Consider the following 15,980-nt stretch of genomic DNA (forward strand, 5'->3'; position numbering starts at 1 on the left):
AACTACACTTCCTATTCCTTAATTTCTTTATCTCCACTTTTAATGTTTTCGTCCCAATGCTGCATCCACTTATCGCTTTCTTTCTGGAATACCTGCCAATCGATGTCCATGCTCTTAATCTCAGTATCGGTAATCCACTTTGGCAAATCTTTCACATCATTTCTTGTTGGGATACGATAGAATTCCTCAGCCAAAATCTTGGCAGCTTCCGGTGTGTTGACAAATTCATAGAATGCTTCTGCCGCTTTTGGATGCGGTGCATCTTTCACTACGGCAATCCCTTCTGTCAATACCGGTGTTCCGCTTTCGGGGATAATGAACTCGAATGGATAATTTTTATTTTCCTTCAGCATCACAACGTCCGGCATCGCCCAAACGGAGAGCACTCCTTCCCCTTTGGCAACTTTGCTGTACATCATTTCAGGATTTGCTGAATATTCTTTTGTATTTGCATCCAATTTCTCTAACCATTCATATCCTTTAGCCGGTTCATTTGAATTCTTGAAGTCACGGTAAATCATCGCCGAGAAAATCGTTCTCATCGTACCGGATGCTAATGGATAACGAATGATGATCTTATCCTTCCATTTAGGATCGAGGAGCTCATCCCAATCCTTTGGAGCTTCTTCCTTTGTTACCTTTTTACTGTTATACATAATGACTTCCGGTGTCTGACTTGTGCCGCTCCAGTGCCAATCCGGGTCATGGAAGCCTTCGTCCAGAGCAGCAGCGTATTTTGGTTCATACGGCTTTAGCAGACCCTCGTCTTTTGCTTGATCAAAACTTGTGGAAGGAGCTCCCCACCAAACATCTGCCTGTGGATTATTTTTTTCCGAGCGGACGCGGTCTAGCACTTCCTGGGAACCCATATCCAGCCACTCGACATCAATATTATATTTTTGCTCGAATTGTTGTTCGAATTTGGACAAAATATCTTTTCCGTGCGGGGAGTAGATAACAATTTTTTCTTCCAGTTTACCTTCCTTTTCTTCTGGTTTACTCGAACTACTTTCTGAATTACATGCTGAAAGTAACAAAGCAGCAGATAACGTCAACGCTGTAACAACCGATACCTTTTTCTTTGTTTTCATAAACAGTCCCCCTCGTCATGATAATTTAAAATACTTGCATGCTCCCGTAAAAACAGTGAAACTGCTCCCAGCACTCCTGCATGATCCCCTAACTGTGATGTATGAATTTCTACTGAACTTGGAAGATATTGATTCACGATTTTACGTAAAGCAGGTAAAATAAGTTCGGTTGATTGTAAAACACCACCTCCCAAAATAATAACCTCAGGATTTAGCAAACTAGCAGCATTGATCACCCCATATGCCAAATGCTCGATTGCTTCTTCAATTACTTCCAGGGCGATCCTATCCCCTTTTTTCGCTCGTTCAAATGCCATTTCACCTGTCAATTCAGATGTTTTAGCCTGTTCGAATAAAGCATGATCAGGCTCATTTCTGATGTGTGTTGTGAATTTGTCCCCTATTGATTTGCCGCCAGCTACACTTTCTAAATAACCATAGCGATGAAAGGTCGGCTTAAAGTCATGTTTCAAATCCGTTTTATCTGTCACCATGTACCCGATCTCACCCGCGGCACTTGAAGAACCCCGGTACAGCTGATTGTTAATAATAATACCGCTCCCGATACCGGTACCAACGGCGATAAATAAAACATTCTTTCTGTTCTTTGCGCTGCCCAGCCATTGTTCCCCGAGCGCGGCGGCATTGACATCATTGTCCACATAAACAGGGAACGAAAAGTACTTCTTAGCTTCACTAATAAAATCATATTGAACCCAGTTTAACGTGGGTGCCTCAACCACTATTCCAGTTGCGGTTTCCGTTATTCCAGGTACGCCTGCACCCATCCCTAATATATCCGTCCGGCCGATGTTGTTCTGTTGTAGTAAACGTTCCACTTCAGATGCGATTTGTTTTAACAATCCGGACTCCAGGTATGCACCGGTTGTAAAACTGCTTGATGCAATTATATTTCCTCGCAAATCACTGACGACCGTATTTACTTTTGTCCCGCCAATATCTGTGCCGATAATATAAGCAGCCCGATCATTGAAATAAAGCTGAATCGGCCTCCTTCCTCCTTGTGAGGAGGCTTCACCGTTCCCTTTTTCAAAAACCCATTGTTCCTGGATAAGTTCATCGACTAATAAGGAGACAGTGGGCTTGCTTATTTTAATTTTCCCAGCAATCTCTGCTCTTGAAATAGGAGCATTTTCTTGAATACACTGCAAAACCCTTTTTTTATTGATGGATTTCATATACATAGGTGTTCCTTTAAAACTCATAGCATCACGGCCTTAACAATATTGGTTAGTTAGATTTACTAATTAACTAGCGCTAATATAACGTAATTGGAAAACGTTTGCAATACACTTTTTAGAATATTTATATTATTCTAAACAGAAGATTATTTATGAAAAATACAAATATAGTCAGAACATTAAAAGTATTTACAATTTTATTTATACATGTTATTCATTAGTTATGGGTTTTTTATCTACAGTTAGTTAGGTAAACTAACTAACTACTAAATACCCAGATCGAAAGGATTGTCTCTGATCTTACGTTTTTACTTCAAAAACGAAAGGGGTTACAAGATTGAAAAAGTTTCTAGTTTCTATACTTGCTCTTCTTTTAGTTGTGTCTTTGTTGCCGATCAGCGGAAACGCTTCAGAATCACGGACGCACGATGCGGACTTATGGAATGCTGTGAAACCTCTTGAAACAACAGTCACTTTCTTAAATACAGGAGCACATCCTGATGATGAGAGAAGTGATTTTCTTGCCTATTTATCAAGAGGACTTGGGGTCACCACTTCAAGCCTTATCGCGAACCGCGGTGAAGGCGGTCAGAATGAAATTGGAAATGAATTAGATAATGGGCTCGGAATCATCCGGTCAAGGGAAATGATTGAAGCAGCCAAGATTACCGGTGTGAAAGCTTACCATCTAAGCCAAACGACATCTGATCCAATCTATGACTTCGGTTTCTCGAAAACCCCTCAAGAAACATTGGCCAAGTGGGGAGAAGACCTTACTTACGAACGCCTGATCAGGTTTATCCGTACGTATCAGCCTGATATTGTCATGCCATCATTTAGAAACGACCATACCCAGCATGGACACCATCGCGCTATGGAAATTCTAAGTGAACGCGCCTTTAAGGATGCGGCAGATCCAAATGTATATCCGAAACAATTAAAAGAAGGCCTGACTACCTGGCAGGTTAAAAAGCTGTATTTGCCTGCAGCATCCAAAGAAACGGCAACGGCTTCCATCGAAATCGGGATGTACGATCCGGTTTACAAGATGACATATCCACAATTAGGCGAGCAATCCCGTTATATGCATAAAAGCCAGGGCATGGGTTCAGACATCCCTGCGGCCCCAAGACAAATTCACCTTGAATTACTTAATAGTGCTATAAACACAGAAGGCAGCAAGGACCTATTCGCAGGTGTTCCATATAACTTTACAGAATGGGGGAATGTCCTTCCAACAAAGGAAAAATCCTTAAAAAAGCAATTAACGAAACTCCAACAAGATTTAAACTCGATTATTGCAGCTTATCCAAATAACGATAAAGTATTTGCACAAACCCTACATGCATTGAAAGACGTTCAAAAACTAGTAAAGAAAACAAAAAAAGCCAAATTGGATCGGCAACTGGAAGCAGATTTACTTCATAAACTTTCCTTAAAGCAACAACAATTACAAACAGTAAGCTTCGTGTCCTCAAAACTGAAGGTAACTGCAAAAGCAGCATCCAACGTTCTTACAGAAGGACAAAAAACAACAGTCCAGGTTACTCTTGAAAACAATGGCAAACAAAAGCTAAAAAATACAGATGTTTCTTTAGCAGCTCCAAAGAATTGGAAAATTACCACCACAGACAAATCAAAGTCACTTGCTCCTGGAGAAATCAAACAAATGACCTACCAGGTCAAAGTCCCGAAAAGTGCGGATATTTACCACGCTTATAAGGATGCTGTTATGCAGGCACAGGTGAGTTATAAATCGAGTGGAACAACAACCGAACACACCCAGGAATTAGAAGGAACAGTTGCGGTTCTTCCAGAAGTTGGCATCACCCTATCCCCTGAAGATATAGTGGTGAACACGGAAGACGTCCAGGAGGAAATTCCTGTTACTGTAAAGGTCACAAACTATCAAGAAGGCAAAACGCATGCTAACGTAACTTTAAACACGCCAAAAGGATGGGAAAGCGTTCCACAAAAAGCGGCCATCGATTTTGGAAAGCAATTAGAGGAAAAATCGGTAACCTTCAAACTGAAGCCTCCGAGAAATATTCAAGCCGGAGATTTCAAGATAGGGGCTACAGCAATGGTAAATGAGAAGACCCTTGATTCAACCATTCAGGAAATTTCCTATGACCATATCGGAACTTTCTATTACCAGTATCCAGCAGAGCTGAATGTAGCTGCCTTTGTACTTCTCAAACCGGACAAATTAAAAATCGGCTACATCGACAGTGGATTTGATAAAGTAGCGGATGCTTTTGTAAATACAGGTTTTGACATTAGCAAACTGACAGAAGCCGATCTCGCAACGGGTGATCTAAGCCAGTACGATACGATTGTAACAGGAATCCGTGCATACTTATCACGTGAGGACTTACTGAAAAACAATGCACGCTTGCTGAAATACGTGGAAGATGGCGGACATTTAGTCGTTCAATACCATAAACCAGGCGACAAATGGGACCCGGCAACTACCGCTCCATACAAGTTAAAAATTGGAGAACCATCAATCCGCTGGAGAGTAACCGATGAAAACGCAAAAGTCACCGTACTGAAACCCGAATCCCCGCTATTTAACTATCCGAATAAAATCACGGATAAAGACTGGGATCAATGGGTTCAAGAAAGAGGACTTTACTATCCAATGGAGTGGGATGACCGCTTCGAAACATTCGTAAGCATGGGAGATCCGAACGAAGAACCTTTCAACGGCGGCATCCTAATGGCTAACTACGGCAAAGGAACCTATCTATACACAAACCTGGTCTTCTACCGCCAAATCCAAGGCCAGGTACCGGGAGGATATCGAATCTTTACCAATTTGATTAGTTATGGTGCGAGGTGACAGATTCCATTATTTGTTCTATCCAAACCTAACAACAAAAACAAGCCACTTTTCTATAATTAAGAGTGGCTTGTTTTTTCGTACTTATTCTAACGTTCTTAAGGATTTTTATCTTGATTTTTCAATAAGTCGATGTTTAAAGGAGTGGGGGTCTGACCCCTTTATTAGTTTACTTGTTTATTTGTTTTTCTTCACTGTTTTAACGATTTATCTTTCGTATTTGTTTAGGTATTCTTCTAAAAACATTATATCGTCCTCATCTTGGGGGATAAGTCCGAGATATTTATGTTCCCATATGATTTGCTGCTCGTGTGGATCAGCCTCAGAAAGATCGTCATAATTGTAATCAATCAATTGCTTGATAAATAATCCCTAATCTAGTTTCATCCATCTGATTTACCAAAGTCAACTCCCCACTATCTTTTTTCTTCTCCGTTTTCTAAATTTTTCATATATATATCAAATAAAGACTTTTTATAACTTCCGTTTTCCGGAATAATGCCAAGTGTTTTATATTCCCAAATAACTTGAGTTTCAATTGGATCGTTTTCAGTCAAATCCTCATACCCGTACTCTATTTTAAAGTTTCCTGTGTTCTCTAAAATGAAGGTAAGGCATGTCCATTGTTCTTGATCACTTCCTCGAATTTCCTCCCATAATTCAAAAAAACAATCATCTAACTCAGTTCTTAAGTTTATAAATTCGTCCTCATCTAAATTAAAACTTTTAGGGACATTTAAACTGTAAACTGGCTTATTCCCCCCTACAGGAAAGTAATAAAAGAATACTGTCCCATGGTCTTCACTTATTTGTGCATATAAATAAATCTTTTCCCATTCTTCCGGAATCATTTCATTCATAATTTGAGCAGCCTTCTGAAAAATTTCTTCCGTTATCTGTGTATCCACTTTAATTAACCTCCAGATCTGTTTTGAAATACTTTAGTAAAAACTTCTCCATCTATTGTAGAATCTATCATAAAGCGTATAGGTCTTTGTGAATCACCCCTAAAAACAGGTCTTACTTTTACGTATACTTCTTGTCCTTGTTTTAACGCTTTACTCCATGCATTTTCAAGCGTTTTAAATGCTCCCCTATTCAAATTTGAATCCATAGGTACTAGATTATCAAGTCCACCTGAACCTTTAAAAATACTTGCAATTAAATGTCCTCCATCATCAGTTATTAAGCGGTCTTCTCTTCCTGCAACCTTTTGCGCATGAATATTTCTTTTTGCTTTTCCTAATTCTAATTTACCTTCAACCGTTGAAATACGACCGACACTGTCAGTAGTATAAGTGTAACCTACTTCTGTTATATATTTAATATTAGGTTTTAGGACCTCTCTTCTTCCTTGTTTTGTATAATGTTGTCCGTACTCAACAGTAGTAATTTTTCATTGGTTTTAACAGCTCCCTGAGATGCATTTCCAGTAAATTCTTCACCCGCCGAAGGCTTACCAGCCTCCACACTCTTCAACGAAAACTCCTGCTTAATATCACTAATCGATTTCTTCTCGACCTCGATGATCTTAGTGTTTAAGCCCGGCCCTACAGCTTCAAACACCCGAACCCCAACAGGTACTTCCACTTTCCCGACTTTCTTCCCTAAGTCCTTCAGTATCAGCTGAGCTTCTTCCACTTTGGCTTTCGCATAGACATTGCTATACTCCCGTCTAATTCTGGATAATCAACACTCATGAAGCATAATAATTAAAAAGCCCTTGGGGAAGAATTCCCAAGAGCTTTTTATTGACCAAGGCAAAAGCGCAATTTTAGGAATGGGATAGTTGGAATAAACTCGGTGTCACAATCACATCTGCCCATCTGGAAAAACCGAGAATTAATCCGATGACGATGCCCAAAATAGCTCCACAGGTGTAACCTACCCCGACGCGGTACAAGCTGGCAAACAGATTCTGGTATAACTCCCCGCTTACGATCATGTCCTTTGCTGTTACCAAAATAGTGGATGGAGCCGGTAGTCCGGTGGCGCGTGCGATCTGGAAAAGACCCTTTTTCTTAACTCTTAATTTTATAATTGCCTTCAAATGCTTTTCCTGATCCTTTCACTAGTACCGGATGGAACATGGACATGCCAAACCTTACGTGGAAGATGGCGGACATGTAGTCGTTCTAACAATAAAACCAAGCCGCTTTTCTGTATGTTGAGGCGGCTTGGTTTTGCTTTTTTATAAAAATATAATTAAGCAGGAACTGGTGATCACAATTATAAGGAGTTAACGAGTGTAATGTCCTGGAGTCATTCTGGAAAAAGAAAAGAGGAAGCCTCCCAACAAGTTTAACTGCACCAACAGTTACAGGGGAGACGTCCTACCAAAATAGCACTATTGAAATCAGATTCCTTGATTTGGTTTTTTGTTTTTATTCTCCCCGCCAGACCGGAGAACGTTTCTCCAAATAGGCCGAAACTCCTTCAGCGAAATCCTTGCTTCCATATACCTCAGACACAACATCATCAAATTCTTGTTCAGAAATATTTAAACCATTATACTTGTTGAGACGACAAAGTGCTTCTTTCGTCGCACCGACCGTAAGTGGGGCGTTTTTGCTAATTTGACTGGCAATATCAAGCACTTTTTGGAAAATATCTTCCTCATCAAAAATGGCTGTTAAAAAGCCAATTGAAAAGGCTTCTTCGGCAGAAATGACTCGGGAAGTATATAGCAATTCTTTGGTACGCATGGAGCCGAGTTCCTGTACCAGTCTTTGGTAGTTAGCAAGACTGAGGCAGTTGCCGAGTGTCCGAGCCATAGGGGCTCCGAACCGAGCCTTTGGTGTAGCGTAACGCAGGTCACAAGCAGTTGATATAATCATCCCACCTCCAATTGCGTACCCATGAATCGCAGCAATTGTTGGTTTCGGAAAGTTAGCCAATTTATTGATAATACGATCCATCTTACTTTCATAATCTAGACCGTCTTGACCGGTAAAATCTTTAAACTGATTAATATCAGTTCCGGCGGCAAAAGCCTTATCCCCTCCACCGCGTATAACTAATACACGAGTCGTAGTGTCATCTGCTAGAGTAGTTAAATGTTTCTCTAATTGTTCATACATCTCCCAGGATATCGCATTCAGGGCACTTGGCCTTGAAAGGGTTAACTGGGCAACGGCACCAAAACGTTCGAGAATAACGCGCCCAACATCGCCAGTATTTTTAACGGACATGTTCATCTCTTATCTCTCCTAAAAAGATAGTTTTAAAAAACGATTAATCGAGAAGAGAGATTAACTCTTCGCTCGATTACTTCTCATTGATTTTAATACTATATACTGTATCAGTGAAATGCAGCATGAAATCGCTCTTATTGTAGCGATTATATAATTTAAACCTTATGCATTTCATTTACTTTAGATTTGTTTTTATTAATCCACTCTAGATAATTACGTATTCCATCTGCGATTTCAGGAAACTCTGGTTCGTATCCTAGCACCATACGTGCTCGGCCGATATCAAGTGGTGCACCACGTTTTAATCCAAACCCAGGTCCTAGATAAACACCTGTATCTACTCCTAATATTTCTTTAACAATCTGCACAACCTCACCTAAACTTACTTTAATACCACTAGAAATATTAAATACCTTATTTTCAACTTTTTCCTGCCGGTACACTTTGTTTACACCTTGTGCAACATCCCAAACATGCGTGAAATCTATCTCGGTATCAGAGCCTGATTCACCAATGTAATTAAAAACTCCTTCCAAAGGTCCGAAAAGACCTTTGTAGAGTGGATACATTCCAGAGGGCATCTTGCCCGGTCCATAAATAAAGTATACACGTGCAATTCTAACATCCATATCAAATGCATCCCCATATTGCAGTGAAAAAAGTTCACCCGAAATTTTTGTAGACCCATATAAATCTGTAGCTTTATATGGTGTATCTTCGTGCAAAACACCTGCTGTATCACCATAAACCGCACCAGAGCTTGTATAAACGAATTTCTTAATACCAAATATTCTGGCAACCTCCAGCATATTAAGTGTACCAAAAGTATTTAGCGATACATTACGATAAGGTCGATCAGTAAACTCTGGGACTCCAATCAATGCAGCAGTATGGATTATCCCTTCTATACTATCTCTGTATTTATTCAAAACATCACATGTTGTTTGAAAATCTAAAATATCTCCATCTTCAAAAATAAGGTTATCTTTTACTTCTTGCAAAAATTCAAGCCCTAAGCTATCAAAATGTTTTACAGCTGGATCATATATAATTACTTTGTTTCCTTGCTTTGCTAAGTTATATGCTGTCCAAGACCCAACGTGTCCAAGACCTCCTGTTACTAATATTGCCATAGAATTTCCTCCTCATAAAGTTACTTTTCTATCGCTATAACCCTGGCAGGTCCGCCTTCAAAACCTTCTAATTTTAAGGGTAAACAAATTAATTCAATACGATCTTTCTTAATTTTTGACATATTACACATATATTCTATATGCAAGATATCATTATTTAATAAATATTCATGCGAAGTTAACTCTTCTAGCTTCCAATTGCTTCCCTGGTTTACAAGCTTTAAATTATAATCTTGTGGAAAATCGAAACCTACTACTCTCGGTTTTTTATCTCTTAACCATTTTGCTGCTCCCTCGGTTACGTATGGTGACTCAGTCCAATATTCCTTACTATAAGGGCTATAGTAATCATCCCAACAAGTTTTGAGAATTATAATATCGTTATCTTGTATATGTTTTCCGTTTTCCAGCAAATCCTCCACTGTAATAGGTTGATCTGCTTTTTTATAAGAAATATTCACTACTGCAGCAGACCCGCTATATGCATCTACCTCAATTTCCCCTAGGGTTATACTATCTGGTTTACAGTGTAGTGGGGTATCAACATGTGTGAACGCGTGGGCACCCATCTTAAAAATAGAGGTTCTAAAGTCATCCCCCTGTTCAAAATCATGATGAAGTTCTTGATCTATTTTCCATCTCCAATGATTTTTTATTGTCATAGATAAATCTATAAACATAATCGTTCTAGCCTCCTTAAGGAAAGACCTATAAATTAATTATCAAACACAAGTTTTTAACAACTTTTTTCAATGAAACAGATTAATAAACAATGTTCAATTTTTAATTGACCTTCACTTTTTCACTAATTTGTGGAATTCCTAATCCCTTTGCTCCTAACTTCGATGTTTCAGCTTCCGGATAATATCGATCGATCATTTGAATACCTAGGGCTGCTCTTCGAACCCGTTCTTTACACAACGCAATATTAGTCGATTCTAAATGCGTCCCCGAGGGATAAACATCAGGGTGATTGCGAAGTCCAAATTTAATATAAACCGGAGCTAAGATACGAATAAGTTCTGGGATCTCGTAGTAACGTATAAAGCCTCCAAAGTTATCCGGTACTTCAACATAGAGATCAATAGGGATATCGATCGTTTGACGAATAGCTGCTAGTTTGGGTAAAGTTAGGGCAGTCGGGACATTGTAAGTGTCCGCTCCTAAATCTTGCATTAATTTAACGGATACTGGATTGGCAGCCATCATTTGTACTGAAACCTTTACCACAAAATCCTGTGGAAGGTCACCCTGCTGTTTCATTTCTTTCGTTAATAACAGCAGTCCTTCATCAGCCACCAAAGCTCCGCGTAATCCCAAGTTTGCACCTCGTTTTAATTCTTCCATGGCATATACTAGTTGATCAGCACCCTCATGGCGTAATGCAATGGCTTTACCAGCAGGAGTTAATGGCTGGGCCCCTATATCCCATGTGCCACGGGGTCCCACAAAAAGGCTTAGTTCCATCTTTCTATTCGCACACATTGCACACATTTCCCTAATTTCCTCATCCGTTTGTAACATAATTCCACTGCCTTGCGACACGCGATGGACGGTGATTCTGTAACGGTCAATTTCTTCAAAGGTCGCTTCTAGCGCTCGTGGCCCTTCTACGCTAGGAAGCTCAATACGATATTGAGCTCCATCAGGAAAGCGTTTATTGGATGATGGCAGAGAATAAAGGTCACCATCAGGGTAAACTAATGACTTTAATAGTTTTTTTGATTCAATCAATGTTTAACACCCCTGTTCAAAATATTTATTGCTATTTGGTATCATTCAGGTAGTTCAACAGGTAATTTAGCCAATAGTCCACCATCAACTGTATACACTCCACCAGTCATAAAACTTGCATTATTACTACAAAGATAAACAATAAAGTCAGCTACTTCATTGCTTTCACCTAACCGGCCTAGAGGATGAGATTCCCCCCATTCCTTAAGGGTTTTTTCTCCTTCGAATCGATCTGCTGATTTAATCAAAGATGGTGTGAAGATTGTACCGGGGCAGACGGCATTTATCCGAATGTTTTCTGCAGCATGATCTACAGCCATAGCCCTTGTTAAGGCATTAATGCCACCTTTAGACGTTGTGTAAGCAACAACATTTTTTTGAGAAGCGAAGGATTGGACAGAAGAGATATGAACAATTGCCCCGCCCTCCCCTGACTCAATCATTTTTGGTAAACAATATTTAGAAGTTAGGAACATGCCTTTTAAATTTACGTTTATTACATTGTCCCAGGCTTCCTCATCTAAAGTGATAGCGTTTCCAGAAGCCCTTATAGCTGCAGAATTGATCAAATAATCGATTCGGTTAAATGATTGAGTTACTTGATTCACCATTCTTTCAACTTCCAGACTTTTAGAGACATCTGTCTGAATACCGATAATATTGTGGTTTCCTGTTTTCTTTATCATTTCTTCAGCTGTTTTGTTGGCGGTATCGTGGTTATTATCTACAATGGCTACTGAAGTCCCTTTTTCTGCAAACTTTCGCACCGTCTCTTTACCTATTCCACTTGAACCGCCTGTAACGATAGCAACTTTATTTTCATAACTCGACATATAAAAGCCTCCTCATAAAATTTATGAGATCAACATTGTTATAGTAAAAGCCAGGTATTTCATATGGCAATTCACCGAAATTATTCTTGAAGAGCCACTGCTCTGCAAGTCGCTCCACGCGCACCTTGAATTTTTAAAGGCAATACAGATAACTTTATTCGTTTTTCAGAAATTTCACCCAGATTACACATCGCGCCAATATACATGACATCAGCTGAATTTAATATATTTGGAGAAGGAAAATCTTCATATGCTTTTTCTGTCGTATAGTTTGCTAAGTAACGCCTCGCTTCTACAGATGGAAAAGGGTTTCTTTCCCAAGAAGGTTTTGAAGCCCATTCTGGCAGTTGAAATTTTCTCCCGCCACCTAAATATGGCATATCTGTACCTACTAAATCGGAATGAAAATCTTTCATAACCTCAACTAACCTCTCGGCTCCTCCCTTGGAAACATGCGGGGCTGTTCGGGCATAGTCATCTCCTAACTCTACCCAACTCTCATTGTCACCCCAGCCCGTCCGGAGCAAGATAGCATCATTCATCTTAATCTCCGCTCTCTCAAATCCCTTGTCGATATCCAATGCAGTTACTTCATGATCAGCTTCAACAGGCAAGTCAACTATAACAGCGTCCCTCATCATTAACGAATCAAGTGGCAGTTCATGGACTTTTGGAGCATCAGGATCCTGCATGGCGCGAATCATTAACCTTGTACCTGTCTCTGAAAACATGGTAATTTTAGTGAGTTCGTAGCCATTATGCGAATCCTTCGTAATCGGTTCCGTTTGGAAAGGTACATCCCAGGCCCATACATTTCCCACAGGCATATAATCGTATAAAGGCAAAGTTAAATCGATCCACTTAGTCATCTGCTTTCCTCCTAGTTTATTATCTTCCTTCTCTGTCCAATTAATTTCACGCTTTCATTTTTATATCGGTTTCCACCCGGGTATGCTGTTTTCGCAGAACTAGCACCAAGCAAGTACATACAATCAGTGAACAGCCCATGAAAATTAATCCGCTCTGGGGACTGCCTGTCATGGAGACCGTGAAGCCCATCGCGTAAGGCCCAATGAAACCTCCAATATTGCCAACAGAATTAATAAAAGCAATGCCTACAGGTGCGGTGGAATCCGTTAAAAATCCATTGGTGTATGACCAAAAGGGGGAGAAAAAGCTGAAAATCCCAGCCGTGGCCACACTTAGCAATAAAAGAGAAGCGACTGGGTCGATCACCATTGCACACCCACTCAGACCTATCGCCCCAATCACCGGTGGAATCGCTGTATGCCAACGCCTTTCTTGAGTTTTATCCGAATGAAGACCCCAATAGACCATGACCACTGCCGCAATAATATATGGAATCATTGTAATCAATCCAACTTGGGTATTGCTCATCTGATCGGAAAAGTCATTTACGATCTGAGGCATCCAAAATCCAATCCCATATGAACCCACATTGATCGTGACATAAACCATTGCCAAGAGTAAAATCTTCCTGTTTCGCATTACTTGCAGGATGGAATGTTTTTCGGGTTGGCTTTTCAACTTTCTTTCTGCTTCCAACTCTGTTTCCAGCCAATCTTTTTCTTCCTGTGTCAACCATTTCGCCTTTGCGGGTTTGTCGGTTAGATAAAAGAAGGTCACAATTCCCAATAGAATTGCGGGAATCCCCTCTAAGAAAAACATCCAACGCCATCCTTCCCAACCCAACCAATGGATAGTATCCATGATCCAAGTGGATACAGGTGCACCTATGATATACGATACTGGCAGAGCAATATAGAAAAGAGCATACGCACGAGCTTGCTCTCTGGCACGAAACCAGTATGTTATATACAGAACAATACCTGGAAAGAACCCTGCTTCTGCGACTCCCAACAAAAACCGCAGAATGTATAGGTGAGTTTCATTTTGTACCCAACTCATTAACACGACAATAAGTCCCCAGGAGATCAATATGCGCGCAAGCCACTTGCTCGCACCAAATTTATGCAGCATAATATTACTCGGTACTTCGAAAAGAAAGTAACCAAAAAAGAATATTCCCGCAATGAAACCAAAGGTTTCGCTCGTTATACCCAGGTCTTCGTTCATATCTAATGCCGCATAACTTAAGTTAACCCGATCTATAAAGGCAATAATGAACAACAGGGAAATAAACGGAATGACTCTTTTCGTTACTTTTTGAACGGTTCGTTTCTCAAGCGTAAGGGTCACATTACTCATATTGATACCTCCAATTCGTGATAAGTGGTCTAAAAATAGACATTTCTTTTTATTTGTAAGAATGGGCCTCTGCTCCGGTAACGGACACCAGAGTTAAATATGAACGACTACCGCACCCAACTCCACAGTGACCTCAAAGGTTTCGACGCTTTCCGATTCCTCTTCCACCGTCACTTCATACGATTTGACAAAGCACTTGTGAGGATCAAAAATGGATTTTCCAGTTTTAATATCAAATTCCCATCCATGCCAAGGACAGCGCAGTATTTCTCCTTCTCTGCCCCAATTGAATTCCTTCGGTTTGGAAGGAAGAGTCATGCCTGTCACTACTCCCTTACAAAGAGGGGCCTTATAGTGTGGGCAAACATTTTTCAGTGCATAGTAAGAGTTTTCAATATTGAATATACCGATGGAACGGCGCTCCAGCGTAACAATTTTGCGTTCTCCTGGAGGAAGTTCAGACACTTTACAGACGACATGTTTTCCCATCGTAGCAAATCTCCTTTTCTTAAAATCTGTAAAACTCTCTGGCATTTTCATACAAAATCTTGTTTTTCATTTGTTCCGGAATGTTTCTCGGAAACATTTCTCTCGGGTGATCGGTATCGTAATGCGGGTAGTCGCTGGTGAACATCATGATGTTTTCCGCATCCATCATTTCCAAGAAATACAGTAAATGTTTGTCATCGTCCGGTTTTTCAAGAGGCTGGCTTCCAAACCGGACATGATCGCGAATATACAGACTCGGGAGCTTCTTGACCCAAGGAACTTCAAAACGGAATGACTTGTAATGCGAATCCAATCTCCATAATATCGCTGGTAGCCAAGCTGAGCCGCCTTCCAGGGATACAACCTTTAATCCGGGATAACGCTCGAATACGCCTTCAGTCAGCAAACTGACCAGGTGAGAAATGAACCCACACACAAGCGTCGTGCCCCATTCGATGAAGTGGGTTGGGAATCCCGGTGTAAATGGAGTATTCGACCCTAAACCGTCACTTCCCGGATGGTAGGCAAATGGAAGTCCATGCCGTTGACAGGCTTCGTAGATAGGCCAATAATGCCTTTGGCCGAAAGGTGCACGTGCCCCGGCATCTGCAAGGACCTGGACGAAATGAGGATGTCCGGCCCAGCGTTCGATTTCCTTGACAGCCAAACTCGGATCTTGATGAGAGATAACGATGGAAGCCTTAAACACACCGTCATGATTGTATTTACTTAACCATGTATCATTGAGCCAGTCGTTGTAAGCGGAACAAATCGCCGCCTTCAAGTCGGGATCCGCATAATAATCCGCGTATATCCATGGATGCAATATCGCATGTTCAGTTCCGTAGGAGTCGATCAGCTGTTCCCTTAAAAATTCAGGATCTGATCCGATCGGTCCTCCTGTAGGCGGTTTTGCGTCAGGGCGGACCTCAGTGAATGGATTATCAAAAATCCCTCTTCCCCAGAAACGAAAGGCATCACGGAACGGTTGTTTCATGTACTTTTTAATCTCATCATTATCAAAAGGCGAGACATGTACATCGCAGTCAATAATACCTGTTCGTTTCCTGTTCTTATTTTCGAGTTTTACCGCTTGATTTTGGGTCATAATGAAACCTCCTTGAGAATAGTTGATTTATCTTAACAGATTTTGTATAATTAAAATTCAACAATCAGTAAATTCAATTTACTTACCTTATTTTTCTTGGAAACTAAAATTCACGGATACAC

17 protein-coding genes are annotated in these 15,980 nt (G+C 40.5%); 1 reads left to right on the plus strand and 16 read right to left on the minus strand.

The window, feature by feature from the left end; genetic code table 11:
- Positions 1–11: 11 nt before the first annotated feature.
- Positions 12–1,091, minus strand: coding sequence for an extracellular solute-binding protein (locus ELQ35_RS01330; RefSeq protein ID WP_126863050.1), 1,080 nt, complete (start codon positions 1,089–1,091; stop codon positions 12–14).
- Entirely contained in the window at positions 1,088–2,317 is a 1,230-nt protein-coding gene (locus ELQ35_RS01335) for an ROK family transcriptional regulator (RefSeq protein ID WP_246025930.1), read from the minus strand. The genes ELQ35_RS01330 and ELQ35_RS01335 overlap by 4 nt, the downstream gene beginning before the upstream one ends.
- A gap of 313 nt (positions 2,318–2,630) precedes the next feature.
- Here ELQ35_RS01335 and ELQ35_RS01340 point away from each other — a divergent pair, with 313 nt between their 5' ends.
- Positions 2,631–5,138 carry an NEW3 domain-containing protein gene (locus tag ELQ35_RS01340; RefSeq protein ID WP_126863051.1) on the plus strand — a complete coding sequence of 836 codons (2,508 nt, stop codon included), beginning with the start codon at positions 2,631–2,633 and terminating at the stop codon, positions 5,136–5,138.
- Between the two features lie 207 nt (positions 5,139–5,345).
- Here the strand turns inward: ELQ35_RS01340 and ELQ35_RS01345 are convergent, their stop codons facing one another.
- From ELQ35_RS01345 to ELQ35_RS01410, 14 genes are all read right to left on the minus strand, one after another.
- Positions 5,346–5,492, minus strand: a complete 147-nt coding sequence (locus tag ELQ35_RS01345; protein ID WP_246025931.1) for an immunity protein YezG family protein — start codon at positions 5,490–5,492, stop codon at positions 5,346–5,348.
- Between the two features lie 62 nt (positions 5,493–5,554).
- The gene (locus ELQ35_RS01350; protein ID WP_126863052.1) at positions 5,555–6,046 is read right to left on the minus strand and encodes an antitoxin YezG family protein; all 492 of its coding nucleotides are present in this window, start codon (positions 6,044–6,046) and stop codon (positions 5,555–5,557) included.
- 5 nt (positions 6,047–6,051) lie between these two features.
- A complete protein-coding gene (locus ELQ35_RS01355; protein WP_126863165.1) occupies positions 6,052–6,531 on the minus strand; it encodes a DNA/RNA non-specific endonuclease in 480 nt (159 codons plus the stop codon).
- Complete coding sequence (locus tag ELQ35_RS01360; protein ID WP_126863053.1) at positions 6,474–6,779, minus strand: hypothetical protein; 306 nt, start codon at positions 6,777–6,779, stop codon at positions 6,474–6,476. The genes ELQ35_RS01355 and ELQ35_RS01360 overlap by 58 nt, the downstream gene beginning before the upstream one ends.
- 133 nt (positions 6,780–6,912) lie before the next feature.
- Positions 6,913–7,188 carry a hypothetical protein gene (locus ELQ35_RS01365; RefSeq protein ID WP_126863054.1) on the minus strand — a complete coding sequence of 92 codons (276 nt, stop codon included), beginning with the start codon at positions 7,186–7,188 and terminating at the stop codon, positions 6,913–6,915.
- 334 nt (positions 7,189–7,522) lie between these two features.
- Complete coding sequence (locus tag ELQ35_RS01370) at positions 7,523–8,335, minus strand: enoyl-CoA hydratase (RefSeq protein ID WP_126863055.1); 813 nt, start codon at positions 8,333–8,335, stop codon at positions 7,523–7,525.
- Positions 8,336–8,487: 152 nt separating this feature from the next.
- Positions 8,488–9,465 (minus strand): NAD-dependent epimerase/dehydratase family protein, encoded by a 978-nt coding sequence (locus tag ELQ35_RS01375; RefSeq protein WP_126863056.1) that lies wholly within the window; start codon positions 9,463–9,465, stop codon positions 8,488–8,490.
- A gap of 20 nt (positions 9,466–9,485) precedes the next feature.
- Positions 9,486–10,145 carry a cyclase family protein gene (locus ELQ35_RS01380; RefSeq protein ID WP_126863057.1) on the minus strand — a complete coding sequence of 220 codons (660 nt, stop codon included), beginning with the start codon at positions 10,143–10,145 and terminating at the stop codon, positions 9,486–9,488.
- Positions 10,146–10,248: 103 nt separating this feature from the next.
- Positions 10,249–11,199 (minus strand): U32 family peptidase, encoded by a 951-nt coding sequence (locus tag ELQ35_RS01385; RefSeq protein WP_126863058.1) that lies wholly within the window; start codon positions 11,197–11,199, stop codon positions 10,249–10,251.
- A 41-nt stretch (positions 11,200–11,240) separates the two neighbouring features.
- A complete protein-coding gene (locus ELQ35_RS01390; protein ID WP_126863059.1) occupies positions 11,241–12,032 on the minus strand; it encodes an SDR family NAD(P)-dependent oxidoreductase in 792 nt (263 codons plus the stop codon).
- A gap of 80 nt (positions 12,033–12,112) precedes the next feature.
- Positions 12,113–12,901 (minus strand): cyclase family protein, encoded by a 789-nt coding sequence (locus ELQ35_RS01395; RefSeq protein WP_126863060.1) that lies wholly within the window; start codon positions 12,899–12,901, stop codon positions 12,113–12,115.
- Between the two features lie 46 nt (positions 12,902–12,947).
- Positions 12,948–14,261: an MFS transporter gene (locus ELQ35_RS01400; protein WP_126863061.1), complete on the minus strand. Its 1,314-nt coding sequence runs from the start codon at positions 14,259–14,261 to the stop codon at positions 12,948–12,950.
- 93 nt (positions 14,262–14,354) lie between these two features.
- Positions 14,355–14,750 (minus strand): Rieske (2Fe-2S) protein, encoded by a 396-nt coding sequence (locus tag ELQ35_RS01405; protein WP_126863062.1) that lies wholly within the window; start codon positions 14,748–14,750, stop codon positions 14,355–14,357.
- 19 nt (positions 14,751–14,769) lie between these two features.
- Positions 14,770–15,858 (minus strand): amidohydrolase family protein, encoded by a 1,089-nt coding sequence (locus tag ELQ35_RS01410; RefSeq protein WP_126863063.1) that lies wholly within the window; start codon positions 15,856–15,858, stop codon positions 14,770–14,772.
- Positions 15,859–15,980 lie beyond the last annotated feature (122 nt).

The organism is Peribacillus cavernae (assembly GCF_003989135.1).
GTDB classification, from domain to species: domain Bacteria; phylum Bacillota; class Bacilli; order Bacillales; family DSM-1321; genus Peribacillus; species Peribacillus cavernae.